This window comes from Companilactobacillus bobalius (assembly GCF_009764355.1).
The window spans coordinates 68591-93204 of the sequence record NZ_LNUA01000076.1; the positions used below are offsets into that span (position 1 = coordinate 68591).

The following is a 24614-nucleotide window of genomic DNA, read 5'->3' on the forward strand; positions in this document are numbered from 1 at the left end:
AGGTTGGGTATGTGGTTATATGGTAAATTGAAGAATGTTTCTGGAGTTGATGCTGGAATGGTGAAGGAATTTTTAAAACAGATTGAAAAATGTCCTAGGCAGTAAATAACCATGGTTCTATGCAGAATGGTGGAAACGAGCTTCGCAAGGGAACCCATTCCGGTTTGCTACAGTACTGAAATTGCCCGCATAGTGCGCGTGCGATTCCAGTACTTAGGCAAATCCTCGTGGGTTGGGCACCCTTGCTCCGCTCTCTAAAATTCATAAATTATTCTTATTTTGTTAAAACTCCTTTCATAAAATCACGTTACTATGTATACATAGTCAAATATGGCTATTCAAAAAACGAGGTGAATGCTTATGAAAAAACATCCGATTCTTGTTCTCACGGGTGTATCTGTCTTAGCTACTGTTTGTACTAAGATGATCAGAAGTCACAATGAAAAAAAGTTTTTAAACTAATTAAAAAGTACTAACATTCAAATCAAAAATACAACCATTCAAACAAATAACTATTTAACTGACCTGAGGTAATAATATGAAAAACGATAATAACATGGGCTTGCGTAAGCAAGCCTTTTTTGTGTTCTCGACGTTAATAATTTTACTTATTGCTTAATATCTCATATTATTTTGGTAGTTAGTAAGGAGAGTTTTGATATGGCAAAACGTCGTGTGTTTTATTATTCCGGAGCTTTTATCATTAATCTGATTATTATTTCGATTATTTTTGCCTGTACTGGTTTAGTTCCTTTTGGTAGTAATAATTTTTTGAGTAGTGACTTGGGAACTCAATATTTAACGTTCTTGACGGAGCTTAGAAGGCAACTGGTATCGGGAAATTTGCATTTATATTTGTTTAGTCAATCTTTGGGTGATAATTTTTTTCCTGTTATGAGTTACTATTTGTTATCGCCTTTTAATCTATTGTTGGTTTTCTTTAGTGCACGAAATATTCCAATTGCAGCTGATATTTTGATTATGCTCAAGATATCCACAATGGGTGTAACGATGGCGTTCTTTTTAAAAGAGTACTTTCAAGAGCGAAGCATTGTTAATTGGATGTTTACAATTGCTTATAGTTTTTGTGGTTTTGTAGCGTCATACTTCTATGATCTAATGTGGTTAGATGCTTTAATTATGTTGCCTTTGGTAGCTGTTGGTGTAATGCGTGTAATCAAGCATCATCAGTATGTGCTATATTATTTTTCTATTCTGTTTTCGATTATCTTTAATTATTATTTGGGATACATGCTCTGTATTTTTTCACTTTGTTTCTTCATCTTTATTGGATTAGAAGATAATTTATTCCATCGGCAAGATAAATGGTTGGTTATCAGACGTTACTTGATTTCTTCTGTTCTAGCAGGATTAAGTTCAGCGGTGGTTTTGTTGCCAACTTTAATAGGAATGTTAAAAACGGCTAAGACCTCATTTAATATCCTCAATTATTTGCCCTCAGCTCGTTTTGGTTTAGAAGCTTTAACTGAATTGGGTATTGGAGGTAACAGTTTTGACCAGCGTCTGGAACATGGCCCATCCGTTTTTATGACATCGACAGTTTTGATTTTATTATTAAGTTATTATCTTAGTTCACGTGTTAATAATCGTGATAAACAGAATTCAGTCTTTTTATTGGGAATTTTGCTTATCAGTATGTTTGTGACAACTTTTAATACGATGTGGCACATGTTTCAAAACCCAGCTGGTTTTCCATTTCGTAATAGTTTTATCTTTTCTTTTGCCTGTATCTTTATTGCCCGCAAGGCTTGGCAGAGTGGAGTGGTTAATGAACTAGGCGTTATAACGAAGGCTACCTGTGTCGCCGGAATATTAATTTGTTTAGGATATTTAACCGAGTGGCTCCTACCTAAGGTGATTGAACAATTAGGATTTGACAGTATCAGTTTGAAATACAGCATAGGTTACTTCTGGTTGAGTCTAGCCTGTATTATTCTTTCAGGATTATCACTTTTACTATTAAATCGTAATAAGAATTTCTTGTTGATTTTATTTTTAATGATTAGTTTTGAAGTGATTGCTAATTTTAATTCGGTGATGGCAACGGCTGACTTTGGAAATCAGGCTATTTACGAGAATGAATTTGATCGTGAGAACACCATTTTAAAAGAAGTAAAAGATCGAAGTAATTTGGGACATCGAATAATTGTTTCTAAATCAGGATTGAATAAAGCTTTTCCTGAAAAATATAATAACTATAATGATTCCATTTTGTTCAACATCAATGGCTTAAGTTTATACAGCTCGACATTGAATCAAAATACTTTGGAAATGATGAAAGACCTAGGTTATTTTAGTCTTAATGTCAGAAGGATTAGTTATTATGGTGGTACTAAATTAACTAATGCTTTGCTGGGTGTTTATTATCGAGTACGTCAATGGAGTAATCATTACTATGTAGAAGAGAACTATGATGCTCCAACTTTAGGATTTTTAACTGATAATAATATTTATGACTTTAAGATGAAAACTGGTCAGGCCTTGTCTAATCAAGAAAGATTGTGGCAGGCTCTGAATGGAAGTAGTGCCGAATACTTCAAAAATTCACTCTTAACCAGTATGCAACAAAGTACTGTCGGCAATCGTAAATTATATAATTATCAATTAACTACGAGAGCAACAGGACCGTTATATTTTTATGTAACGCCCTTTAATTATGATAAGTCGAAGATCTATGTTAATGGCAAACGCATTAAGACATCACCAATTAATGTTTATAGTGCAGCAACGTTATATTTGGGTGATTTTAAACGAAATAAAAAATTAGAAGTGAAAATTCTAACGAATAGATCTTTAGGTTTAAATCCTCGATACTTTCAATCACTGGATCAAACTAAATTTGATTTATGATATTAAGAATTAATGAATTAAAGAAACACCGAAAACTGCGCGGCAATCTTTTGATTGCCAGCTGTGATGAAAATCATGGCAAATTGTTTTACCGTTATTATTGAGTATTCCATATGATAATGGATGGAGTGCGTATGTTGATGGAAAAAAAGCTAAAATTAATAAGGTGGTTTCAAATTTGATGGCGATTGACCTCAAAAAGGGACACCATAACGTAATTTTAAATTATCAAGTACCTGGTCTAAAGCTAGGCTGGCTTGTTTCTGCCATTGCCGTTATACTGTTTATAAGTTTTCTTTTGGTAGTTAAATCAAAGGATAAATTACGAAATAAGTTATAACTAATTTTAGTAAAAATTATCGAAATATTTGCAAATTTCTGTAGATGTTATAAGATTCTGATATGAAACGTTTACATTAAAGGCGGGGTGAAATTTAATGTCCAATGAATATATTATGGCGATAGATGAAGGTACAACTAGTACTCGTGCTATTATTTTTGACCAAAAGGGAAATAAGATAGCTGATGCTCAACGTGAGTTCACACAGTACTTTCCTGAACCTGGTTGGGTAGAACATGATGCTAATGAGATTTGGAATGCTGTGCAGTCAACTATAGCCAATGTTTTTATTGAATCAGGTATTAAACCAGATCAAATTAAGGGTATTGGTATTACGAACCAACGTGAAACTACGGTGGTTTGGGATAAGACAACGGGTCTTCCTATTTACAATGCGATTGTTTGGCAAAGTCGTCAGACTACTGATATAGCTGAGAAGTTAGCTGGTCGTGGTTATGGTGAGATGATTCATGAAAAAACTGGTTTGCTGATTGATCCATACTTCTATCCTACAAAAATTCGTTGGATTCTAGATCATGTTGATGGTGCCCAAAAACGTGCTGAAAATGGCGAACTTCTCTTTGGAACAATTGATAGCTGGTTACTTTGGAAGCTGTCTGGTGGAGCTGCTCATATAACTGATTATTCCAATGCCAGTCGTACAATGCTTTTCAATATTCACAGTTTGGAATGGGATAAAGATATTTTAAGAATTCTAAATATTCCACAAGCAATGCTACCAGAGGTACGACCTAATTCTGAAGTTTACGCTAAGACAAAAGATTATCATTTCTATGGTTCAGAAGTTCCTATTGCTGGTATGATTGGTGATCAACAGGCTGCCTTGTTTGGCCAAATGGCCTTTGAACCGGGGATGGTTAAAAATACTTATGGAACTGGTGCTTTTATTGTTATGAATACCGGTGAAAAGCCCCAATTATCTGATAATAATTTATTAACAACTATTGGTTATGGTATTAACAATAAGGTTTATTATGCACTTGAAGGCAGTATCTTCGTAGCTGGATCAGCTATTCAATGGTTACGGGATGCAATGAATTTAGTTGATTCTGCACCTCAATCTGAAGAAGCTGCTCTGGCTTCAATGGATCAAGATGAAGTATACGTAGTACCAGCTTTCACAGGCTTAGGTGCTCCATACTGGGATGCTGATGCCCGTGGTGCTGTCTTTGGTTTAACACGTGGAACAACTAAGAATGACTTCATTAAGGCCACTTTGCAATCATTGGCTTATCAATCACGTGATGTTTTGGACACGATGAAGAAAGATACTGGCATCGAAATTCCAACGTTGAAAGTAGATGGTGGTGCAGCAAATAATCGTTATTTGATGCAATTCCAAGCTGATATTTTGCAGACACCGGTTCAAAGAGCTAAGGATTTGGAAACTACTGCTTTGGGAGCTGCCTTTTTAGCTGGACTAGCAGTAGGCTATTGGGATAATCTAGACGATATTAAGAAACAATATGCTACTGGTGCTACGTTTGAACCTAAGATGGATCAAGAACGTGCCGATTACTTATATGAAGGTTGGCGTGAAGCAGTCAGTGCAACTAGAAAATTTAAGCATAAGACAACTAAATAAAAGGCGAAGTATCGCCTTTTTTGCTGTTTAGGAGTTAGAGATGGATAAAGATTACATTTTAGCAATTGATGAGGGAACAACAACAGCTCGAGCAATTATTTTTGACCATAACGGTCAACAAGTAGCGATGGCGAGACATCCAATTAGACAAATTTTGCCTGATCCAGGTTGGGTCGAACACGAGCCAAATGAAATATGGAATGCTGTACAAACAACTATTGCAACTGCTTTGATTGATTCAGGAATTAAACCCAAGCAAATTAAAGCGATTGGAATTGCTAGTCAAAGAGAAACAACAGTTGTTTGGGATAAAAAAACGGGACTTCCTATATATAACGCTATTGTTTGGCAGAGTCGTCAGACTTCTAAATTAGCCAATGATTTTATCAAAGCGGGTTATAAAGACGAAATCCATCAAAAAACTGGATTGATCATCAGTCCTTATTTTTCAGCGACAAAAATTCGTTGGATCTTGGACCATGTCGATGGTGCCCAAGAGCGCGCTGAAAAAGGTGAACTTTTGTTTGGAACTATTAATACTTGGTTATTATGGAAATTAACCGACGGCGAAAGTTTTATGACTGATTGCGCTAATGCTAGCCGAACAATGCTTTATAATATCAACACACTTCAGTGGGATGATGATTTGTTAAAAATCTTTAATATTCCTAAAGTGATGCTGCCTGAGGTTAAATCTAATTCAGAGGTTTTCGGAATAACGAAGAACTATCAATTCTATGGTTCAGAGATTCCTATTTCTGGAATGACGGGTTCACAACAGGCCTCGTTATTCGGTCAAATGGCTTTTGAACCAGGGATGGTAAAAAATACTTACGGTACGGGTGCCTTTGCGGTCATGAATACCGGTAATAAACCCGCTATGTCAGATAATAATTTATTGACGACAATTGCTTATGGAATAAATGGTGAAATCAATTATGCGTTGGAAGGTAGTGTGTTCGTTGCTGGAGCAGCCTTACAGTGGTTACGAGACGATATGAAGTTGATTAACTCTACACCTGCAACTTCCGATGCAGCTAAGAGTTCGACTGATAACAACGAAGTCTATGTGGTACCCGCCTTTGCTGGATTAGGTGCACCATACTGGGATAATGAAGCTCATGGAACTAATCTTAATATCTAGAGTGGAACGACCGATAAAGATGTTATTAAAGCTACTTTGCAAGCCATTGCTTATCAAACAAAGGATATTATTGAAACAATGAGTTCTGATTCTAAGATTCCAATTGAAGTCTTAAAAGTTGATGGGGCAGCTAGTTGCAACGCTGTTTCATGATGGAGGATTAGCTCAGCTGGGAGAGCATCTGCCTTACAAGCAGGAGGTCACAGGTTCGATCCCTGAATCCTCCATTCATCATGAGCCGTTAGCTCAGTTGGTAGAGCATCTGACTTTTAATCAGAGGGTCGACAGTTCGAACCTGTCACGGCTCATTTGCAACATATATACACACCATGCGGGAGTGGCGGTGATGGATGGAGCGCTAGATTTAGGTTCTAGTGTCCAGTGGACATGAAGGTTCAAGTCCTTTCACCCGTATTCAATATTGTTGTTGCAATATTGGGAAACATTTAGTATTATATGTATGAATTTTATTAAAAAAACTTTGACATGATGGTTTTGAATCTTTATTGTTAATACGGCATTGGGGGATCGAATCCTCTAGTCGGAATAATGCGGAAGTAGTTCAGTGGTAGAACATCACCTTGCCATGGTGGGGGTCGCGGGTTCGAATCCCGTCTTCCGCTTTCATTATAGTAACGCCGGGGGGGCGGCATTTTGCTTTTCTATATGTACTACGCTGTAACTAAGGGCGGTCTAGGAATGGACCGTACTACAGCCGCATCTGTTTAGTCTATCTATGGTTCATTAGTTTATATGTCCAGTGTCTTAGGTCGATTTATCAGTGATAGACTTTTAGGAGCCAGAAGAACAGTCTTCTGGGGTGGTGTTGCCATTATGCTTGGTCATATTGTGCTATCACTTCCTATTGGTGAAACGGGATTGTTTACATCAATTGCTCTTATCGTTATTGGTACCGGACTTTTGAAGCCAAACGTATCCGAAATGGTTGGTGGATTATATAGTGAAGGGGATCCAAGACGTGATTCAGGATTCAGTATTTATGTCATGGGTATTAACTTAGTTTAGTTATTTTGGTTAGAGCAGGCGAATCATAACCGCTCGGTCGTTAATTTCCATGCTGGTTTTTCACTAGCTGCTATTGGTATGTTTATTGGTTTGATTGTTTACTGGTGGGATGGTCGTAAGTATCTTCCTGAAGAAAGTTTACATGCTCCAGATCCAATCACTGACAAAGAACGTACTAAGTTCTTCCAACGTGTTGTGCTTGAGGTATTAGTATTGGCTATTATTGTAATTGTAATGATCTTTGTCGATGCCTTTACAAACCGTTAATAGATTGTTTAATCTATTAGTCTTTAAATTGCTTTAGGAAATATGCGGGTGAAGTTTAGTGGTAAAACCACAGCCTTCCAAGCTGTTGTCGCGAGTTCGATTCTCGTTTATATTCCTTTGTTTTTAGCTGCAGTTATCTTCTGGGGGATTGAAGAACAAGGTTCATATGCTTTAGCTTTATTTGCTGCTGAACAAACAAATCTTAACTTTGCGGGAATTACTCAATCAGCCCCATTGTTCCAACTGCTTAGCGCATACTTTATTATTATCTATACACCATTCTTTGCTCTCCTTCTCCGTTTTTTATATGACCCGTTGGTCAAGTGGTTAAGACACCGCCCTTTCACGGCGGTAACATGAGTTCAAATCTCGTACGGGTCATTGATGCATAAGCATCATTAAGTTAATAGTTTTACGTTTTAAGCAATGGAGGATTACCCAAGTCCGGCTTAAGGGAACGGTCTTGAAAACCGTCAGGTCGCGAAAGCGGCGCGTGGGTTCGAATCCCACATCCTCCTTAGTGGGTAGCATATGATTTATTTTTATTATCGCGGGATGGAGCAGTCTGGTAGCTCGTCGGGCTCATAACCCGAAGGTCGTAGGTTCAAATCCTGCTCCCGCAATTCGCTTCAGAAATTCTTGGTTCGTTGGTCTAGTTGGTTAGGACGCCTGCCTGTCACGCAGGAGATCGCGAGTTCGATTCTCGCACGGACCGTTTAATGGCTCGGTAGCTCAGTTGGTAGAGCAATGCATTGAAGCTGCATGTGTCGGCGGCTTTTTTGTTTGGTACCATTGACTACAAAATGTTGTGTTTCAGTCAAATTGGGGCGGACTGTAAATCCGCTCCTTCGGGTTCGGTGGTTCGAATCCACTCCCCTCCATATTTAGGGATATAGTTTAAAGGTAGAACTACGGTCTCCAAAACCGTCGGTGTGGGTTCAATTCCTACTATCCCTGTTTCTACCTTTTGATCATGGCGGGATTTCTGGCTAAACGCGGCGGACTGTAAATCCGCCCGTCACACGTGAGTTCGATTCTCACATACCGCCTATTTTTATTGGGTTATAGCCAAGCGGTAAGGCAATGGACTTTGACTCCATCATGCGCTGGTTCGAATCCAGCTAACCCAATTGCTTTGTAAATTGAATATGGCGGTATAGCCAAGTGGTAAGGCAGAGGTCTGCAAAACCTTCATCACCGGTTCAAATCCGGTTACCGCCTTTGGTTATGCTTAAGTAATCAGGCATGTTATAAACATGCCGGTGTGGCGGAATTGGCAGACGCGCAGGATTCAAAATCCTGTTCCCAGTAGGGAGTATCGGTTCGACCCCGATCACCGGTATTAATTGTGAAGACCAGCTCTTTACTAACTCGATAGCAAGTAGCTCTGAACGTTGTTAAGTCAATGTTCAGAGCTTTTTTTATTTGTCTAACTCATTACCAGCTTGTGAAGAAAAATGGGTCACCTTTGGTCACTTTTGGAGAAAAAGGTCACCTTTTGGTCACTCTTTTTAGAGCTTAGATAGAGCCTTCATCGCCTTACTATCTTCACGCTCACGATAGTCATTTAATAGATGAATATAGACCTTAGAAGTGATCGCAACGTTTGAATGACCAAGGCGTTGTGATATATACTCAAGTGACAGACCATGTGCTATTAGATATGATGCATGGGTATGTCTGAGACCATGAAATCCGATTAGTTCCATATTGTCCAATGTTTTTCTATTTTCGGTATCGTTCATACCTTTGGATTTATTTTTTTCAAAATAAATTTTTTTGAGATATTTTCTTAGAACATTATTAGCTGAGGTATCTGAGGGAACAGTGTGCCTCTTGTTAATAAATACAAAGTTTTTATTGTTTTTAAAGCCTTGTTTAAAGAAAGTCTCACGTTGCTGCATTCTTAATAGTCGTAATTCTCGGATCAATTCGTCTGAGATAGTGATCTGTCGAACTGAGCTTTCTGTCTTTGTGGGGAGAAAGCCAGTTCTTTTTTTATAATCATAAGTTTTTTGAATATTGACTGTGTGATTTTCAAAATCAACATTATCCCAGGTCAATCCAACTATTTCAGCATACCGACAGCCGGTTCCTAATGCGAATAGAATCTCACATGCAGAAATATTTGATAGGGTAGCATTCTCTTTGGCCATGATTCTTAAACTGGATGCTACGTCAGATTCGAGATATTTTAGATCTGCAGATTTGCCTTTCTTTTTAGTTGTAATAACAACATTTCTTGTAAAATTACGGTCGATGATTCTTTCGTCAACAGCTTCTTGAATACAAGAACCAATATAACCATTAATTCGATAGATGCTATCTTTGACATGGTCTTTTGAGTAGTCATCTATGAATCCTTGATATTCCATTTTAGTAATATCTTTTAGCAAATCATCATAGAAATAATCTTGAATGAATCTTAGAGCAACCTCATACTTTGAATCAGTAGAAAGAGAGTATCTACCTAATTTATAAGTATTGATCCATGATTCAAAATACTGTGCAAAGGTGATATTTTCTGCAATATCCAGTCTTGCAACGGCACGTCTATTTTCAATCTCTCTGGCGGCATCTTCAGCATCAGACTTAGATTTGAAACCTTGCTTATTAATAGAGTGGTTCTTTCCATCTTCACCCATGTAATAAACACGGTATGCCCAACCTTTTTGCTTCTTGTAAATTAAAGTATGTTTATTTTTAGACATATTTTTCACCTCCTTTCGGTGGATTTGGGCGAAAATAAATAAGCCTACGGTGAGACTTATTTAAATTATTCAATTGTAAAAATCCTACTTCTAACCCTGCACATTTGTGTAGGGCTTTTTTATTTGGATTTATCTTTTAGCAAAATTGACTTGAGTCATACCGGCTACTTCAACTTTATCGCCATTATGTAATTTCACATTTACCTTTGGTACTTGTGACATATCAGTATCTCCACCAAGAACTTCGTTTGTTGTATCTCCAAATGTACTCTTTGGAATCACAATAAAATTACCACTTTGACCATCAACTGGTGTAACGGTATATTTGCCTTTTTTAATATCTTTACCAACTATCCAAGAACCAGTTGCCAAAGCAGTATTATTTTTCTTATTTCGTTTCTTAACTGGGGTGAATGTTGCTGAAGTTAATCCTTCGATTTTTACTTTGTCACCCTTAGCAAGTGTTGCAGTGACAGATGGCACCTGTGACATATCGGTTTCACTGCCAAGAATCTCGTTTATTGTGTCGCCGTGAAGACTCTTTTTAGGCATGGAAGAAATGTTACCACTTGAACCGTCTGAAGAAGTGATAGTGTATCTACCAGGCTTTAATTCAGAACCTACTTTATAAGATCCCGGAATCAATGTTGCTTGTTTTGCTTTTGCATAAACAACTGTTTCTTGTGTAGGATTAAAAGTTAATCCAGATGTCCCTAAAAAAGTAGTTGATAGAGTGACAGCAGCAATGCTTGATAAAAGTATTTTTGAACCCTTATTCATGATTTCCCCCTATAGAACAATATATTCAGCTTTTTAAGTCGTCAGTATTTGGACAAAAATAGTAATTAAAGATTTAATAATTCATTCTTCTTTTTATCAAATTCATCTTGAGTAATAACATTTTCATCAAGTAATTTTTTAAATTTAGTTATTTCATCTGCAGATGAGAGTTGTATAGCGTCACTTGATGAATTGCTATGCTTATAAGAATCAATTTCATTCATAATAAAATTATAAATTTTTTGACTATCAGTAACCATTTCTTTTTTGAAGGCTCTAAATACAACAATGTTAGGATCCTTAATGGCCTCAGTAGAGGAATGAAGAACACCCGATTTTTTTTGAGTAGCCAACTCAGCATTTGTAATAAATTGAATATAACCATTCATCCATATTGTTGCTTTTTTAAATTCCACAGATTTAATATCCGTATAATAAATAGTTCGATCACCTTTGAATCCTTGAGTTATATGACCTAGAAATCCTTTACGAGATATAACTACTTTTTCATTATCGGCTGTAATTTGACCATTTGTTCCCTTAACGGTTATAACCATGATTTCCCCTTAATATAAATTATATTTTTTATCATAGAATTCCACTAAATCAACTAATGCCAGTGCTTTTTGGACGGCCTCTTTGCCATAATATTCTTTACCTTCAAACCAGATTATTTTATTAATGAAGGCTTCACCCGCTCTTTGCAATAGGACATCCCTTAGATCAATCTCATTTTTTACATGCAAACTAAACACTCCTTAAAGATCAGTAGTAAAACGTATTGCTTTTCCTAAGATTCTAGCTGGATTATTACGAGTGACAATATAAGGAGAGTATGATGCATTATCTGGCATCAGCATGACAATATCCCCTTGATGTTTAATTCTTTTTAGAGTTGCCTCAGTATCACCATTGACGAGAACAGCGGCTATTTCATCATCTTCTACTTCAGGCTGCTCTCTAATCAGAACATTTGAACCGTCAGGAATCGTTGGTTCCATTGAATGACCCTTTGCTTTTAAATAAAAGAGATTACCGCTTGGTAAGGAATCAATAGGTTCATATAAATAACCTTCAATGTTTTCCTCTGCAGTGATAGGATCGCCACATGCTATTTCACCAATAATAGGAATTCTTTTGGATGGTCTTTGACTAGGAATCATCTCAAACTTTGCTGAGGTTAAGTCAGAAATGTTAATGTCATAGTGTTCAGCTAGTAATTCTAGTGAGCCAGACCTTGGCATTTTACGACCATGAATCCAGTCTGACACTGTTGAGTAGGCAACATTAATGGAATCAGATAATTTGGTAATATTTTCACCTTTAATATCCATATAACGTTTTAAGTTTTCTGAGAATATTTCTTTTATATCTTTAACCATTATTATTGACCTCATTTCATTATCTATAATATATCACAAAAAGCGTTAAAATTCTTTCTTTCAGACAAAAAGACACGCTTTAAAACAAAAAAAGATTGTATTTTCGCTAAAAGCGTGATAATCTATTGCTTGTAAAGGAGGTATGGACATGTCTGATAATAGAATTCCTATTAGAGCAAAACATACTTTAAGAGATCTCAGAGTAAGAGCCGGTCTGAATCAGACAACGGCTTCTGAGCGACTTAAAATTTCAAAGCCAACGCTCCAAAAGTGGGAAAAGGATTCATCTGATTTAAGAATTTCAGAAATAAACAGGGTAACCAATATATACAATATTCCACAAGATTATATTTTTTTTGGAAGCAATCACGCTTTTAGCAAAAAAATAAAGAAATAAGGTGATGTCTTTGAATGAATTAGTGTTTTTAAAAAACGAGCAACCAGTGACAAGTAGTTTACAAGTTGCCGAGAATTTTGATAAAGACCACAAGCATATTTTGGAATCCATTGAAAATCTCACGGTCGAAAATTCGGCAGTGAAAAATATGTTTCGAGAAGGAACCTATAAAAATAGTCGAGGTCGTCTATACAGAATGTTTTATATGACTAAAGACGGATTTACGTTATTGGCCATGGGATTCACTGGGAAAAAAGCTACACGTTTCAAAATTCAATACATCAATGCCTTCAACAAAATGGAAGAACAGATAAAGACTGGTGGTTTTCATGTTCCATCAACTATGTCGGAAGCATTAAGACTTGCTGCTAATCAACAAGATCAAATTGAACAGATGAAACCAAAAGTTTTATTTGCCAATGCGGTTGAAACTAGTGATACAAGTATTCTCGTTGGCGAACTTGCCAAATTAATTAGTCAGAATGGCGTAAATATTGGTGCTGGAAGATTATTTGAATGGCTACGGTCAAATGGTTACTTGATCGCTGGAAATCGCTCAGATAGAAATATGCCTACTCAGAGGTCAATGAACTTGAAGATATTTGAAATAAAAGAACGTACCTACAGCAACCCGGATGGTTCTGTAAGAGTGACTAAAACTCCTAAAGTTACTGGAAAAGGTCAAACATATTTTGTTAATAAATTTTTAAAGGAGATATAGCCTTGGAAAATCATGAGTACGTTTACTTTTATAAGGATGGTAATGACAGAATACCTATTCTTACTGGTGGAACAAGTAGGTTTAGTATGATTTTTTTCATTGATGAGGCAGAAAAAAAATCCTTGTCGAAGCTGTTACCTTCGAACAAGAATCTTTATGTAATGGTTGATGGAAAGGTTTTTAGAGTTTGTAAAGCAGAAAAACATTAAAAGGAATAACTAGGGAAGATGGTGTATATGATGGATTTCATGATTTTATTAATTATTTCAATAGCTATTACTGGTGTCATTTGTCTGATTGCGTACTTTGCGCATCTTTCACTGCCTTTAATAGCATTTGTTGTTGCAGTTCTAGCATTGATTGCCACTGTTCATTCCAACCGCTAATATCATAAGTTTTAGAATAGCTTTTGTATTTTTTTCTGTTGGTAATTGCATACTGATCTTTAAATAATGTCCACTTTGAAATTTTAAATGAAATCGTTAATTCAGTTATATTACCTAACTCATCGGGTAAAACGTCAAAATCACCAATGATATCAATTTTAGTAAAAGAATTTCCTTTAAGTATTCCAAACTTTCTTTCAGGAATATCCATTTGTTGATAGCGGCCGTATATCTGTTGGTAATTATTTCCTTGTTTATTCAGATGTTGATAGACATGTTTTCCTTCAACGTACGATGGAATAGTCTTTTGTGTAACCATTTCGATATTGAGATTAGTTTTAGGATCAAATATTCGCAAATCAAAGAAAGATATATCTGTTGAAGATGGATTAACGATGGATATTGAACTTGTAATCACATGTGTCATAGATTCCTTGCTGTGAGTTTCACTGTTAAAGACAAATGTGGTATCGGGAAAGTTACAAACAAAGTTATCATCCCAAGTTACAGAAATACTTTTTCTGGTTTTGAAAAAGGTATAAAGGAAACTCAGTGTTGCAATAACCAATGACCCAATAGCAATCCAATTAGTTTTTATAAAGTTCATTATTTTCACCTCGATTGTTTTGGGATTAAGAAAAGTATATCAAAGAAACACGTGTCCAAAATACGCAAAGGTCTAAATTCATGGATATGAAAGGAGGTGATTATTATGCAAATGGCGACAACAATCCCAGACAAGCAGCTTGAAGAGATGATAAGAAATGAGGTCAAAAGACAGCTTGAAGCCGAAAGTTCAGAACTGATTTATACGGATTTTAAGAATACGGCAAGAATGAGTGGCTTATATCCTAAGAGACTTAGAGCAGTATTGAATGACTCCAAGTTTAAGAAGGAATTGAGAAGTGAAAATGGAGGACCGGTTTACTATCCACGACAGGGTGGTAAATACAAATTTGATTATCGGACGTTTTCAATTTTTTGCAGAGAAAACATGGATAGAATCATGAACTTAAAAATAGCAGGAGAGTGAAAGAAATATGAATGATTTAAATAAATTACAAAAGTTTATTCCTCAAGCAAAAGAGGACTATCAATACTCAGAACTAGCTAAAAAAATTGTGATGGCTGTATCACTGGGAAAGAGGTCGGTGACTATGGCGTTCAATCAACCTTTGTCAGATGGGGCAATGGATGCATTAGAAAGTGCAAACGTTGAAGTTAACGCATCAACAACGGACTCATATACATATGAATTTGAATTTTAGGAGGAATAAAAATGACATTATCAGTTCCAAGCATACTGTGGGTACCAATTTTATCTTTTGTACTGGGATTCTTTTGGAGACCATTTTACGAAAAATCGGTTTTAAAGGATTGGAATAATCTTTTTGAAAGTTGGTTATTTTGTGATGATGATTTTAAGGAAAAGAAAAAAGCCCTCCTCAATAAGAGAAAGGCTTCAAAGATGTAGTTGTCTTGCAGGACATAAGCATCTTGTGGACGTTTGTATAATAAACAACCAAACACATGTTTATTATACAACGTCTTACTTAACAAGAAAATATAAGAGTTAGGCGTGATTTGTATGACTGATGAAATTATTAACTTTAGTGGCATATGGATCCCAAAAGAAATTTGGATGGATAGGAATCTTGGAATTATGGAAAGATTCTTTTATGCAGAGATTATAGGTTTGGCCGGTAGAAGAGGTTGCTACGCAAGTAACTCACACTTTACTAAGATACTACGAATTAGTTCAGCAAGAATCTCACAGCTTGTTAGGAGCCTCACAGACAAGAAATACATAACGGTTAAGCTCTTTTACAAGAAGGGTAAGAAACAAGTCAGTAGACGTGAAATATATCCAATAAAGACATATCCGATTCAACAACATAAAACTGATTTCACTGTTGAAGAATTAGAAAATATTGATGATTACAAGCGAGATTTCAAAGGCGTCTGGATTCCAAGAGAGTTGTTATTTGAACAAGGAATCAATAAGTCTCAGATGGCATTAATAACTGAAATTAGTAGTTTATCGTTTGGTGACTTGGGATGTTTCGCAAGTAACTCACACTTTGCTAACTTCTTAGGATGTAGTTCAGCAAGAGCTTCTCAGTTGGTTAGTAATCTTGAAGAAAAATCGTATATCGAAACTAAAAGATTTTACAATCCCGATAAGCCAAAGCAAGTACTTAAAAGAGAAATATACCTACTTAGAAAATTTAATGGGGTACTTAATAAATTTAACGAACCTACTAAGAAAATTAAATCCCCCTACTTAGAAAACTATAAAGAGAGAGAACCATTATTAGATAACCATTTAGATAAAGATACTGTCGGGAAACCCGACGGTGCTATTCCATATCAATCAATAATCGATTACTTAAATGCTCAAACCAGTAAATCATTTAAATCAACAACTATTAAATCTAGAGAAATGATTCTTGAAAGATGGAATGAAGGATTTAGACTAGATGATTTTAAGAAGGTTATTGATAAAAAAGTAATCAGTTGGCTAAATGATCCAAGCAGAAACATATATCTAAGACCACAAACTTTATTCGGTCCTAATTTTGAAGGATATTTGAATGAAAAATCTAACATCCCTGTTGGAAAAAGAACAGGGAGACAACCAATTGTTGAAATTGGTACAGATTGGAGTGCACCAGAGAATCAGGCACATGTACCAAGCAAAGATGAATATATAAAAAGTCATGAAGAAATTATGGAAGAGCTTGCTGAAATGAGGGCAAAATATGACGTTAAGTAAATTAATCGTGGGGAAACCATTGGAGGAAAAGAAAATGATAGGCAGGATAGTTCTTGCAGCTGTTGGATTAATAATAGTTTCGAGATTCTTTATAGATTGGGGAAAAACTGATGATAAATAGAACTGTTTTAGTAGGACGTTTAACACGTGATCCAGAACTTCGATACACACAAAATGGTGCAGCAGTCGCAGGGTTTACACTTGCGGTTAATAGACAGTTTACTAACTCTCAAGGTGAGCGTGAAGCCGACTTTGTTAATTGTGTTATTTGGCGTAAAGCAGCAGAGAACTTTGCTAACTTCACCCATAAAGGCTCGCTTGTTGGAATTGACGGCCGTATTCAAACACGAAATTACGACAATCAGCAAGGACAAAAAGTCTATGTAACTGAAGTTGTCGTTGATAATTTCTCCTTACTTGAATCTCGTTCAGAATCTGAAAAGAGGAGTTCTGGCAATGGTTCAAATAATTCAGACTCAAATCAAGCACCTAATTATAATCAACAAAATCAATCAAATCAGACTTCATACGGAAACAATAATAGTCAAAGCAACAACAACAATAATAATAATAATAATCAATCTAATAATTTGAACAATAATATGGGTGATCCGTTTGCTGATAACTCGAAACCAATAGATATTTCGGATGATGATTTGCCATTCTAGGGGGAATTAAGTTGATTGAAAATTTTAAAGACGAGAAACGCAACGTTTTAACTGTTGTTACAAGAAAACATGCTATTTTTTTGGCAAGACCATTATCAGAAAACAGCGATATGAAATTTGATAAAGAAACTTGGAACAATTTAAAAGAGTTTTTATCTGAGCAAGCAAATCAATGTTGGAAAAATTTCCAACCAAAAGAAGCGACAAACCGAGGTAGTGATTATAGCGAATACTACGACAGAGAGCTTGATAGTAATGGGTATCTATCTATTGGTGATTGTACTCTTTCAATTGATAGGCCAGTTAATGAAGAATTACGTTGCTACAAATTCGATAAGACCAGGATGCAGTCATTCATGTTCGACTTACTAAATAGAATAGGAGATTAATAAAATGACGAAAGTAAAAAAGCTAATAAATTTCGATTTATCAAAAATGTCCAATGGTGGTGTTCAGGAAAAATTTGAACAGGAACTTAAAAAGGTTAGTGAAAATATTCTTGACGAAAATACCGATGCAAAAAAGAAACGTTCGGTCACAATTACTTTGACATATTTACCAAATGATAATAGGGATGCCATTTCTGTGTACTCTGAAGTTAAATCTAAGCTAGTTCCACAGAATGGAGTATCAACTACATTACTTGTTGGTAGAAACGATGATACAGGAGCAATTGAAGCTAATGAATTGAAATCAGGTATCAAAGGACAAACATATATCGATGATAATGGTGATCTTCGTACAGATACCGGTGAAAAGATAGAGAATGTCGAAAATAAAGATAAACAAACTAAAGATTTAAAAGAATCATCAGAACAAGCACAAGTGATTGATTTACAAAAACAAGGTAAAAAGGCATAGGTGATAAGTATGGAAAATTTAACAAGTGAAACAATTGAGAAAATTCAAGAACTAGTAAATGCTGCCAATAGCGGAGATAGATTGGTTCAGATTCAAGGACGTAATTACACATTTAACGATTATGGAGAGCCAAAACCAGTTATTCCTCAGAATCAAAGTAAGGATTCAGTTCAAATTTCAACGTTGTCTGGAATTATTGAATTAATTAAGAATATGAATGAGCGAAAGGACAAACAATTGTTTGTTCAAGTAATATCACCAACTAGAGTTCAAGTGTTTGGTGCCATCGATGAATATGGAAGACGTGAGAAACTAATTGATTCAAAAGCAATGATTCCAGATTTTGGATTTAATCAATATTATGAGGCGGAAACACTAAATATTGCACTGCAATCACGCTTTGCTGAAACAGAAGATCGTGAACTCATTTTAAAGGTAATCGGTAATTTGAAAGAACAACAGGTTCATCAAAGTTCTGACGATGGTGTTAGTCAATCAGTTCAGATTAAAACGGGTATTGCTACTGTCGGAGCCGTTAAGGTTCCTAATCCAGTAACTATGAGACCATATAGAACATTTATTGAAGTTGAACAACCTGAGAGTAAGTTTGTATTCAGAATGCGTGAGGGAATGGAAGCAGCGTTATTTGAAGCTGACGGTGGAGCTTGGAAGAATGAAGCCATGAATAATATCAAGACATACTTAGATGATAATCTCAATGATGAGATTGAATCAGGACATGTAACAGTAATTGCTTAATTCTGTAGGGATGGTGAATTTATTATGAGAAGTAAGGAACTACCAATTGATATTGTTAACTCTTTGTCTAACAGAATTCCAATGGAAGCGTTGATGGACATAAATAAAAGAATGACAGATTGGATGGCTTCTGGTGGTAATGACACTGATGAATATATGTGGCAGCAAGCTAGATATGCTCAAAGGTGGTCCAATCGTTTGAAGAGTATTAGTTAATGGAATATCAGATAGGGGATGAATAAAAATGATTAATCCAATGTTAGGTCTTATATATCAATGCGAGATGGAATATGGCGATATATCTAACATCCCTTTATTCGATGAACGAATGATTAAAATACGAAAATATTTTAACGACGGCAAAGATCCGTTTGAATTTAAATATTATGATTTCGATTTTAGATCAGCTCAACTTATGCTGAATCAAGGAATTGATAAAGAACGAATTGCTAATGAACTGGGTGTTACTGTTACGAGCTTGAATTGCTTGATTCGTATGGGTAACTTGAATAATTCTAAGTGGTTAGAAAATCACAATGAACAGCTTAGTAGAACCGGCACATACAATTTGATTCGGGAACACAAAAAGATTGCTACAGGGACGATAAGAGAACTATCTGAGTTTATGAAAGTTCCAATTGAGAAAATTAGATATTGGAAAAGTGCTAGATACAAAGCTAGACCACATAAAGTAACGTATAAAATTTCAAAAGTTAGTTGAGGATAGACGACATATGACAAAAATAAATGACGCTGTGCTTTGTGGTGGAATGATTCATGGAGAAACCTCAATGAGTGTTAAAGATTTAGTAAAAGCTTTTCCAATTCCACTAACAAAAAAGTTTAATTATGAGGTAAAAGATATGAGCAATGTACGAGTTTTAAAGGGTTGGACAAAAATGGAACGTGAAGAATTAGAAGATGCCGTGTCAGACCATGACTTATTCCATATCTTTGGAGATATTTTTGAATCGAATAGTGGATTCACAGCTTTGAATAATAAGTTGAATTATATCGGAATATATGAAGAAGCTGGCTTTTCAAAAGATATTGCCGATTTTTATACCGGTAAGGCTAAGTTTCCGGACAAGAAATATTATGTTCACTTCATTAAGGATCAGAATGAAGATTATCAAACACAATTTACTAAAGAAGAAGTGTTGGATATCAATCCTAAATATGAACCTTTTATGGAAGTAGTTCCTGAAAATGAACTGGTGGAGGAATAAGCAGATGAATAGCAAACAGTATGAAGCAGTAGTCGAATATCTTAAAAATCTAAGTCCATTTGACGATGATGAACTCAAAGAAGAAGATGCGTATGCAGGCGCTGAGAATATCGATGAAATATTGAAGGAATATGCTGATGAGTAAAAATAAATTCGGTAATAGGATTTAAAATTGCAAAAGGAAGAGTTGGAAAATGACGAAGTTAACTAAAATAGAAAAGGCATATAACAAATGGTGGTTATCTCGATTTGATAGTAATAATTACAAAACCATTTGTTTATATAACGGAAATGAAAAAGTTCAGGAGTACACAACTGCTAATAAAAGGTATAGCGATCAAGAGGATGCTGCAAGTGCGTTTTGGGTCATAGATCGGATGGGACTAAAGGTTACTTGTATAGCAGTTGACGGTAAGAAATTTACACGGTACAAAGGCCGTTTAATCAGGGTGTTGGGATGACAAAAAATACATTAGTCGATTTAAATAATCATTTATTTGAAGAAATGGAACGCCTTAATGACGATTCATTATCCGATGAAGAACTCAATAAAGAAGTTTTAAGAAGTAAAGCTATGACTAATGTTGGGGATAAGATAATTCAAAACGCAAATGTGATGTTGAAGGCAAAGGTTGCATATGATGATATTAACAGTGCTGATTCAAATGGACGTTCACAAATTTTACTAGGTGATGATAAAGATGATAAGGATATTCACGAAAAAACAAAGTGACTTTATTTATCAAAACTATAAAAGTATTAGTAGTCAGCAGCTTGCAAATTTGGTCAATAAAAAATTTGACACAAATTTTACAGCCACACAACTTAGATCATTCAAAGTGCATCATAAATTAAAAAGTGGCTATAACAATTATTTTAAACCTGGGATGATTCCCTGGAATACGGGAACCAAAGGCTTAATGAAAGCTAATAGTGGGAGTAGAAAACCAGTTCCAATCGGTAGCAAATATATGAAGTATGGAAAAGCTTTGATAAAAACCGATACTGGCTGGAAACAATATTCCAGATATGTGTATGAAAAATATCATGACTGTAAATTAAATTCTAATGAACGTATTTATTTTCTTGATGGAAATAATCGGAATTTTTCAAAAAAGAATTTAACCAAAGTTACCAAACAAGAAATTGCCAGAATTCATCATGAAGGTTATTTTTTTAACAATCCAGAATTAAATAAAGCTGGTATTAATATTGTGAGATTAAAAATGAAAGTCAGAGAAATAGATGCTAACGACAGAAAAGATAAATGAATTAATTGGCGTGAATGATTCATGGAAGGCACCAGAGAAGCTGCTATCAACAATATTGAATAAAGATAAACGTATTCAATTATTCAAAGTGTTCCTAAAAAATGAAACGGATATGAGTTTTGACTGGTTTCATATGTATTTTCAAGATGAAGCGGCTGATCGGAAGAAGAAAAAGCAGGACTTTACTCCTCAATCGGTTTCAACAATCATGAATAAGTTAGTTAATACAAAAGACGATAATTATTTTGAACCTGCCGCAGGAACTGGTGGAATTGTGATTGATCATTATTATCAAAAATGTTTAAAGCAAACGCTTTGGGACTATAGACCTAGTGAACATTATCATATTTTAGAAGAACTATCAGATAGAGCGATACCGTTCTTACTTTTTAATTTAGCAATTCGTGGAATGAACGCAACTGTGATTCAAATTGACAGTTTATCCAGAGAAAAATGTAAGGGTATCTTTTTCGTACAAAACGTTAAGAATGATGCATTAAGCTTTAGCGATATAAACATAATGCCTTATTCAGAAGAGGTCAAAAAAGAATTCAATATTAAAAGCTGGAGTGACGAACGCTATCCAGAACATATTGAAAACAAATTGGAGGAAGTATTTGATGCAAAATCAATTGAGCGTATCAAGGAGATTCGCTAATAATGCAGAAATGTATTATAGAGCTGAAGATGGATCAACCAGAAAAATTAGCAGACAGAATTTAATAAAAAAAGTTAGAGGTATGACATTTTATGATTACTATAAATGGTTCATAGCAACTGAAAAAGAAGGCAAAGTTAGAGGCGTTACTTTAGATAAATATCTTGCGTCCTTGGAACAGATTAAAAAAATTGCTCCTGATATGTTACTAATTGATTTAGAAAATAATCGTCAAAATTTGCAGTTTATATTGGATGGTTACGGAAAAACACATCAACGCTTGACCGTTATGGATTTTAGAACTCAAATTGGTGCGGGTTTAGGCTTCGCGGTAGATGATGGATATATTCGAGGATATGCAAAAACCGGAATCGTAATTCACTCTGTCGAAGAAACATGGACCCCTGAACAAAGAGCAGCGGTAAAACAAAAGGTTAAAGCATTTAGTGCTACGCAGTTTAATAAATTTAAGTCTTATATTGACTTCAAGTTGGATGCTATGTTAGATCAAGAACCAATTTATCACGGTGAGGACTATACGAAATCAGCAAAGGGAAGAGGTCAAAGCAGTAGCTATCAGATGTATTACATGCTTTACGCCGTATTAATTCATACAGGGGCTAGATTTGCAGAAGCGTTAGGATTTCGGTACACAGATGTAGAACGTGATTACTTAAATATTTCAAAAACTTGGAATTATAGAAAGCCTGAGGGAGAATTTCAAAATACCAAAAATGTTGGTTCGATACGACACATAACAATTGATGAAACACTTTATTCATTACTAAAAAAATATTATCAGTTTAAAGAAAAGTACGATATTCCCAATGATCCTAGTAGGCCACTTATTAATGAAGGTGTAAGAATATTTAATAGTACGGTTAATAATCAGCTTGAACTTATTGAAAACCATTTAGGATTGCCAAGATTGACTGCACATAAGCTAAGACATAGTTATGCTTCATATTTGCTTTATCAAGATATTCAACCTCAAATTGTTGCTAGACAGCTTGGACATACGGATACGAGTATGCTCTTTAAAGTATATGCTCATATTCTTGAGGAAAAGAAACGAGCATCAGATGAAAAAATCAAAGGGTTGCTGTCTTAGTCAATAACTACTTTTGGTGATAAAGGATTAAAAGCCCGCTGGTTAGTCTTTATGAAAGGATTAGAGGGATGAATATAAAAGACAAACAAAAGCTAAACATGGTTAATTCTAAAATATCCGATTTAACTACAATGGTTAAAGAAAATAAGAACTTTTTGACAGAAAATGTAATGGATAAGTCTACGTTCAGCACATTGTTGAAGACTTTAGAATCTGTAAGTTCTGAATGTAGTATTAAGAATAGAAAATTAGGATATGGCGTACAGGAAGATGATTAAGGAATATCAAAGAACTGAATTAATAAGGGCTGAACAATTTGATGGATCTCAAGAAATGATTAAGAATTATGATCTCCAATTAATTGATTACGATATCAAAGAGACAAGATTCGGTCCGATAGCTATTGAATTGAGTAAAAAGCGACCAAGATATTTTATTAAATCGTTGGAAGAATTTTTAGAACTAAAAATTAGTGATTGGATTGTCACGGGTGCCAATGGTGAACATTGGGCAGTTAGAGATAAAGTATTTAGAAAAAAATATGTAGAAGTTAAATAATGCCAATATCGATATCTGAATTTTTTATTCTGGCTTTTATATTCATTGTCTTAATTGCTTGCTATCAAATCTCTAGGCAAAATAAGTTACTCAGAAAGCAAAATGATGACTTAACAAAAAATTATAATCAAAATGTTAAAGATTATGAGATCGTGGCTAAACAAAACAAACTAATGAAATCTAGTTTTAAAGAAATAATTGGAATAATGAAAAATGTCGGTAACGATCAGGAGAAAGACAGATGATTAGACAACAAATTGTTTTAAAATAGTCTGGATTGTGGGTATACACGTACGATGATGGCAAACTCGTTAAGCTAAAAAGAGCTTATCCAAATAAGGATTGTATTGTAAAGATGGATTCAAATTTTATAAATTAAGTGAGACTGAAGTAAGTATTGATTTTAGAGAGGGAGCTGCAATATTTTTAATTAATTTGAAGCTGCTTTCAATAAAAGACATCGATAATAACAATGGGAAGGGATTACAGGGATGAAAGAAATAAGTTTAACACCAGAATCTATTAAGGAGCTTGCTACTGAAATTATAAATATTAGTGACAAGAAAACAGATAATGAGCGAGGTAAGGAATTACGAAATGTGAAGATTCTCTTGGTGAATTATCGATACTTACAAAATCATCTTGATGTAAAACTTCCTGAGATAGACATAGATGGTGAACTATCTAGAAACCAATTAAGTTTGTATGCGTTGCTTGGATATAGAGAACGTTCCAGAGAAATGATGGAATTCGTTAATGAAGTTCTTGGTAAGTATAAAAAAATATGTATGTCTGGTAATGATGCTGACAAAAGAAAGTTCGGTATTATTGACGGCTTGTATCTAAGTGAGAAGAGAAAGAGTAAGCAGTGGCTATGCGAATATTGGAACATAGACGATTCGACTTTAAGAAGAGATCAGAAAAAAGCATTCGGTGAATTAAAAGTCATGCTGTTTGGGATTGATAGCCTTAATGACATTTCTAGATGAATGCACATTTCATGCACAAAAGACGACGACAAAACCCTAATTTAAAAGCTTATATTAGTATTGTAGATAATTTCGGTAAGGATTATCTATAATACTTTTTTGT

33 protein-coding genes, 13 tRNA genes and 2 pseudogenes are annotated in these 24614 nt (G+C 35.0%); 42 read left to right on the forward strand and 6 right to left on the reverse strand.

What is annotated here, in order from left to right; translation table 11 throughout:
* Window positions 1–660: 660 nt before the first annotated feature.
* From ATN92_RS15495 to ATN92_RS15580, 18 genes and pseudogenes are all read left to right on the forward strand, one after another.
* Entirely contained in the window at window positions 661–2871 is a 2211-nt protein-coding gene (locus ATN92_RS15495; protein ID WP_158106806.1) for a YfhO family protein, read from the forward strand.
* Window positions 2872–2971: 100 nt separating this feature from the next.
* Window positions 2972–3211: a YfhO family protein gene (locus ATN92_RS19235; RefSeq protein ID WP_158106807.1), complete on the forward strand. Its 240-nt coding sequence runs from the start codon at window positions 2972–2974 to the stop codon at window positions 3209–3211.
* A gap of 97 nt (window positions 3212–3308) precedes the next feature.
* Window positions 3309–4817 carry a glycerol kinase GlpK gene (gene glpK / locus ATN92_RS15505; protein WP_158106808.1) on the forward strand — a complete coding sequence of 503 codons (1509 nt, stop codon included), beginning with the start codon at window positions 3309–3311 and terminating at the stop codon, window positions 4815–4817.
* A 40-nt stretch (window positions 4818–4857) separates the two neighbouring features.
* Window positions 4858–6102 (forward strand): annotated as a pseudogene (glpK, locus tag ATN92_RS15510) (glycerol kinase GlpK); the annotation flags it as partial.
* A 13-nt stretch (window positions 6103–6115) separates the two neighbouring features.
* Window positions 6116–6188, forward strand: a tRNA-Val gene (locus ATN92_RS15515).
* An 8-nt stretch (window positions 6189–6196) separates the two neighbouring features.
* Window positions 6197–6269, forward strand: a tRNA-Lys gene (locus tag ATN92_RS15520).
* Window positions 6270–6512: 243 nt separating this feature from the next.
* Window positions 6513–6584 (forward strand) — tRNA-Gly (locus tag ATN92_RS15525).
* Between the two features lie 28 nt (window positions 6585–6612).
* Window positions 6613–7548 (forward strand): annotated as a pseudogene (locus tag ATN92_RS19695) (peptide MFS transporter); the annotation flags it as partial.
* A 15-nt stretch (window positions 7549–7563) separates the two neighbouring features.
* A tRNA-Glu gene (locus ATN92_RS15535) sits at window positions 7564–7635 on the forward strand.
* A 47-nt stretch (window positions 7636–7682) separates the two neighbouring features.
* Window positions 7683–7772, forward strand: a tRNA-Ser gene (locus ATN92_RS15540).
* Window positions 7773–7803: 31 nt separating this feature from the next.
* Window positions 7804–7877 (forward strand) — tRNA-Met (locus ATN92_RS15545).
* 18 nt (window positions 7878–7895) lie between these two features.
* A tRNA-Asp gene (locus ATN92_RS15550) sits at window positions 7896–7969 on the forward strand.
* A gap of 12 nt (window positions 7970–7981) precedes the next feature.
* A tRNA-Phe gene (locus ATN92_RS15555) sits at window positions 7982–8135 on the forward strand.
* 5 nt (window positions 8136–8140) lie between these two features.
* Window positions 8141–8211: transfer RNA gene (locus ATN92_RS15560), tRNA-Trp, on the forward strand.
* 18 nt (window positions 8212–8229) lie between these two features.
* Window positions 8230–8296: transfer RNA gene (locus tag ATN92_RS15565), tRNA-Tyr, on the forward strand.
* Between the two features lie 16 nt (window positions 8297–8312).
* Window positions 8313–8384: transfer RNA gene (locus ATN92_RS15570), tRNA-Gln, on the forward strand.
* Between the two features lie 20 nt (window positions 8385–8404).
* Window positions 8405–8475, forward strand: a tRNA-Cys gene (locus ATN92_RS15575).
* A gap of 37 nt (window positions 8476–8512) precedes the next feature.
* Window positions 8513–8596 (forward strand) — tRNA-Leu (locus ATN92_RS15580).
* A 169-nt stretch (window positions 8597–8765) separates the two neighbouring features.
* Here the strand turns inward: ATN92_RS15580 and ATN92_RS15585 are convergent.
* The 5 genes from ATN92_RS15585 to ATN92_RS15605 all read right to left on the reverse strand — a co-directional run bounded on the left by ATN92_RS15585 (window position 8766) and on the right by ATN92_RS15605 (window position 12127).
* On the reverse strand, window positions 8766–9965 hold the full coding sequence (locus tag ATN92_RS15585; RefSeq protein WP_056951539.1) for a site-specific integrase: 1200 nt from the start codon (window positions 9963–9965) through the stop codon (window positions 8766–8768).
* A gap of 129 nt (window positions 9966–10094) precedes the next feature.
* Complete coding sequence (locus ATN92_RS15590) at window positions 10095–10745, reverse strand: hypothetical protein (protein ID WP_056951542.1); 651 nt, start codon at window positions 10743–10745, stop codon at window positions 10095–10097.
* Between the two features lie 65 nt (window positions 10746–10810).
* A complete protein-coding gene (locus ATN92_RS15595) occupies window positions 10811–11302 on the reverse strand; it encodes a DUF4429 domain-containing protein (RefSeq protein ID WP_056951544.1) in 492 nt (163 codons plus the stop codon).
* A 9-nt stretch (window positions 11303–11311) separates the two neighbouring features.
* On the reverse strand, window positions 11312–11491 hold the full coding sequence (locus ATN92_RS15600; protein ID WP_056951545.1) for a hypothetical protein: 180 nt from the start codon (window positions 11489–11491) through the stop codon (window positions 11312–11314).
* A gap of 12 nt (window positions 11492–11503) precedes the next feature.
* A complete protein-coding gene (locus ATN92_RS15605) occupies window positions 11504–12127 on the reverse strand; it encodes a LexA family protein (protein ID WP_199250832.1) in 624 nt (207 codons plus the stop codon).
* 148 nt (window positions 12128–12275) lie between these two features.
* On the opposite strand from ATN92_RS15605, the gene ATN92_RS15610 reads away from it, so the two are divergent.
* The 3 genes from ATN92_RS15610 to ATN92_RS15620 are packed head-to-tail and all read left to right on the forward strand — an operon-like array spanning window position 12276 to window position 13454.
* Window positions 12276–12524 carry a helix-turn-helix domain-containing protein gene (locus ATN92_RS15610; RefSeq protein WP_158106613.1) on the forward strand — a complete coding sequence of 83 codons (249 nt, stop codon included), beginning with the start codon at window positions 12276–12278 and terminating at the stop codon, window positions 12522–12524.
* Between the two features lie 10 nt (window positions 12525–12534).
* Window positions 12535–13245 carry a phage regulatory protein/antirepressor Ant gene (locus tag ATN92_RS15615; protein WP_056951549.1) on the forward strand — a complete coding sequence of 237 codons (711 nt, stop codon included), beginning with the start codon at window positions 12535–12537 and terminating at the stop codon, window positions 13243–13245.
* 2 nt (window positions 13246–13247) lie between these two features.
* Window positions 13248–13454, forward strand: a complete 207-nt coding sequence (locus ATN92_RS15620) for a hypothetical protein (protein WP_056951550.1) — start codon at window positions 13248–13250, stop codon at window positions 13452–13454.
* A 76-nt stretch (window positions 13455–13530) separates the two neighbouring features.
* Here the strand turns inward: ATN92_RS15620 and ATN92_RS15625 are convergent, their stop codons facing one another.
* Window positions 13531–14238 (reverse strand): hypothetical protein, encoded by a 708-nt coding sequence (locus ATN92_RS15625; protein WP_056951552.1) that lies wholly within the window; start codon window positions 14236–14238, stop codon window positions 13531–13533.
* Window positions 14239–14343: 105 nt separating this feature from the next.
* Here ATN92_RS15625 and ATN92_RS15630 point away from each other — a divergent pair, with 105 nt between their 5' ends.
* The 21 genes from ATN92_RS15630 (at window position 14344) to ATN92_RS15725 (ending at window position 24511) form a co-directional block, all read left to right on the forward strand.
* Window positions 14344–14664 carry a DUF771 domain-containing protein gene (locus tag ATN92_RS15630; protein ID WP_056951554.1) on the forward strand — a complete coding sequence of 107 codons (321 nt, stop codon included), beginning with the start codon at window positions 14344–14346 and terminating at the stop codon, window positions 14662–14664.
* A gap of 7 nt (window positions 14665–14671) precedes the next feature.
* Window positions 14672–14899: a hypothetical protein gene (locus ATN92_RS15635; protein ID WP_056951556.1), complete on the forward strand. Its 228-nt coding sequence runs from the start codon at window positions 14672–14674 to the stop codon at window positions 14897–14899.
* An 11-nt stretch (window positions 14900–14910) separates the two neighbouring features.
* Window positions 14911–15105, forward strand: coding sequence for a hypothetical protein (locus ATN92_RS15640; protein ID WP_056951558.1), 195 nt, complete (start codon window positions 14911–14913; stop codon window positions 15103–15105).
* A gap of 114 nt (window positions 15106–15219) precedes the next feature.
* On the forward strand, window positions 15220–16407 hold the full coding sequence (locus ATN92_RS18965) for a conserved phage C-terminal domain-containing protein (RefSeq protein ID WP_056951560.1): 1188 nt from the start codon (window positions 15220–15222) through the stop codon (window positions 16405–16407).
* Window positions 16394–16528: a hypothetical protein gene (locus tag ATN92_RS19240; RefSeq protein WP_256970561.1), complete on the forward strand. Its 135-nt coding sequence runs from the start codon at window positions 16394–16396 to the stop codon at window positions 16526–16528. The genes ATN92_RS18965 and ATN92_RS19240 overlap by 14 nt, the downstream gene beginning before the upstream one ends.
* Window positions 16518–17075 carry a single-stranded DNA-binding protein gene (gene ssb / locus ATN92_RS15650; protein WP_056951561.1) on the forward strand — a complete coding sequence of 186 codons (558 nt, stop codon included), beginning with the start codon at window positions 16518–16520 and terminating at the stop codon, window positions 17073–17075. The genes ATN92_RS19240 and ssb overlap by 11 nt, the downstream gene beginning before the upstream one ends.
* A gap of 11 nt (window positions 17076–17086) precedes the next feature.
* The gene (locus tag ATN92_RS15655) at window positions 17087–17464 is read left to right on the forward strand and encodes a hypothetical protein (protein WP_056951563.1); all 378 of its coding nucleotides are present in this window, start codon (window positions 17087–17089) and stop codon (window positions 17462–17464) included.
* Between the two features lie 4 nt (window positions 17465–17468).
* A complete protein-coding gene (locus tag ATN92_RS15660; RefSeq protein WP_056951565.1) occupies window positions 17469–17936 on the forward strand; it encodes a hypothetical protein in 468 nt (155 codons plus the stop codon).
* Window positions 17937–17945: 9 nt separating this feature from the next.
* A complete protein-coding gene (locus tag ATN92_RS15665; RefSeq protein ID WP_056951567.1) occupies window positions 17946–18695 on the forward strand; it encodes a hypothetical protein in 750 nt (249 codons plus the stop codon).
* A gap of 24 nt (window positions 18696–18719) precedes the next feature.
* Window positions 18720–18911 (forward strand): DUF6877 family protein, encoded by a 192-nt coding sequence (locus ATN92_RS15670; RefSeq protein ID WP_056951569.1) that lies wholly within the window; start codon window positions 18720–18722, stop codon window positions 18909–18911.
* A 28-nt stretch (window positions 18912–18939) separates the two neighbouring features.
* A complete protein-coding gene (locus tag ATN92_RS15675) occupies window positions 18940–19416 on the forward strand; it encodes a hypothetical protein (protein ID WP_056951571.1) in 477 nt (158 codons plus the stop codon).
* Window positions 19417–19429: 13 nt separating this feature from the next.
* On the forward strand, window positions 19430–19924 hold the full coding sequence (locus ATN92_RS15680) for a hypothetical protein (protein ID WP_087721292.1): 495 nt from the start codon (window positions 19430–19432) through the stop codon (window positions 19922–19924).
* A 4-nt stretch (window positions 19925–19928) separates the two neighbouring features.
* A complete protein-coding gene (locus tag ATN92_RS15685) occupies window positions 19929–20069 on the forward strand; it encodes a hypothetical protein (protein WP_156638745.1) in 141 nt (46 codons plus the stop codon).
* 49 nt (window positions 20070–20118) lie between these two features.
* Complete coding sequence (locus ATN92_RS15690; RefSeq protein WP_056951575.1) at window positions 20119–20385, forward strand: hypothetical protein; 267 nt, start codon at window positions 20119–20121, stop codon at window positions 20383–20385.
* Window positions 20382–20657, forward strand: a complete 276-nt coding sequence (locus ATN92_RS15695; protein ID WP_056951576.1) for a hypothetical protein — start codon at window positions 20382–20384, stop codon at window positions 20655–20657. Before ATN92_RS15690 ends, ATN92_RS15695 begins: the two co-directional genes overlap by 4 nt.
* A complete protein-coding gene (locus tag ATN92_RS15700) occupies window positions 20626–21195 on the forward strand; it encodes a hypothetical protein (protein WP_056951578.1) in 570 nt (189 codons plus the stop codon). Before ATN92_RS15695 ends, ATN92_RS15700 begins: the two co-directional genes overlap by 32 nt.
* The gene (locus tag ATN92_RS15705) at window positions 21170–21853 is read left to right on the forward strand and encodes an N-6 DNA methylase (protein WP_056951580.1); all 684 of its coding nucleotides are present in this window, start codon (window positions 21170–21172) and stop codon (window positions 21851–21853) included. Before ATN92_RS15700 ends, ATN92_RS15705 begins: the two co-directional genes overlap by 26 nt.
* Window positions 21816–22964 carry a site-specific integrase gene (locus ATN92_RS15710; protein WP_056951582.1) on the forward strand — a complete coding sequence of 383 codons (1149 nt, stop codon included), beginning with the start codon at window positions 21816–21818 and terminating at the stop codon, window positions 22962–22964. The genes ATN92_RS15705 and ATN92_RS15710 overlap by 38 nt, the downstream gene beginning before the upstream one ends.
* A gap of 98 nt (window positions 22965–23062) precedes the next feature.
* Entirely contained in the window at window positions 23063–23242 is a 180-nt protein-coding gene (locus tag ATN92_RS15715; RefSeq protein WP_143444249.1) for a hypothetical protein, read from the forward strand.
* Window positions 23235–23522, forward strand: a complete 288-nt coding sequence (locus tag ATN92_RS15720) for a hypothetical protein (protein ID WP_056951587.1) — start codon at window positions 23235–23237, stop codon at window positions 23520–23522. The genes ATN92_RS15715 and ATN92_RS15720 overlap by 8 nt, the downstream gene beginning before the upstream one ends.
* Window positions 23523–24013: 491 nt before the next feature.
* Window positions 24014–24511, forward strand: a complete 498-nt coding sequence (locus tag ATN92_RS15725; protein WP_056951591.1) for a hypothetical protein — start codon at window positions 24014–24016, stop codon at window positions 24509–24511.
* Window positions 24512–24614 lie beyond the last annotated feature (103 nt).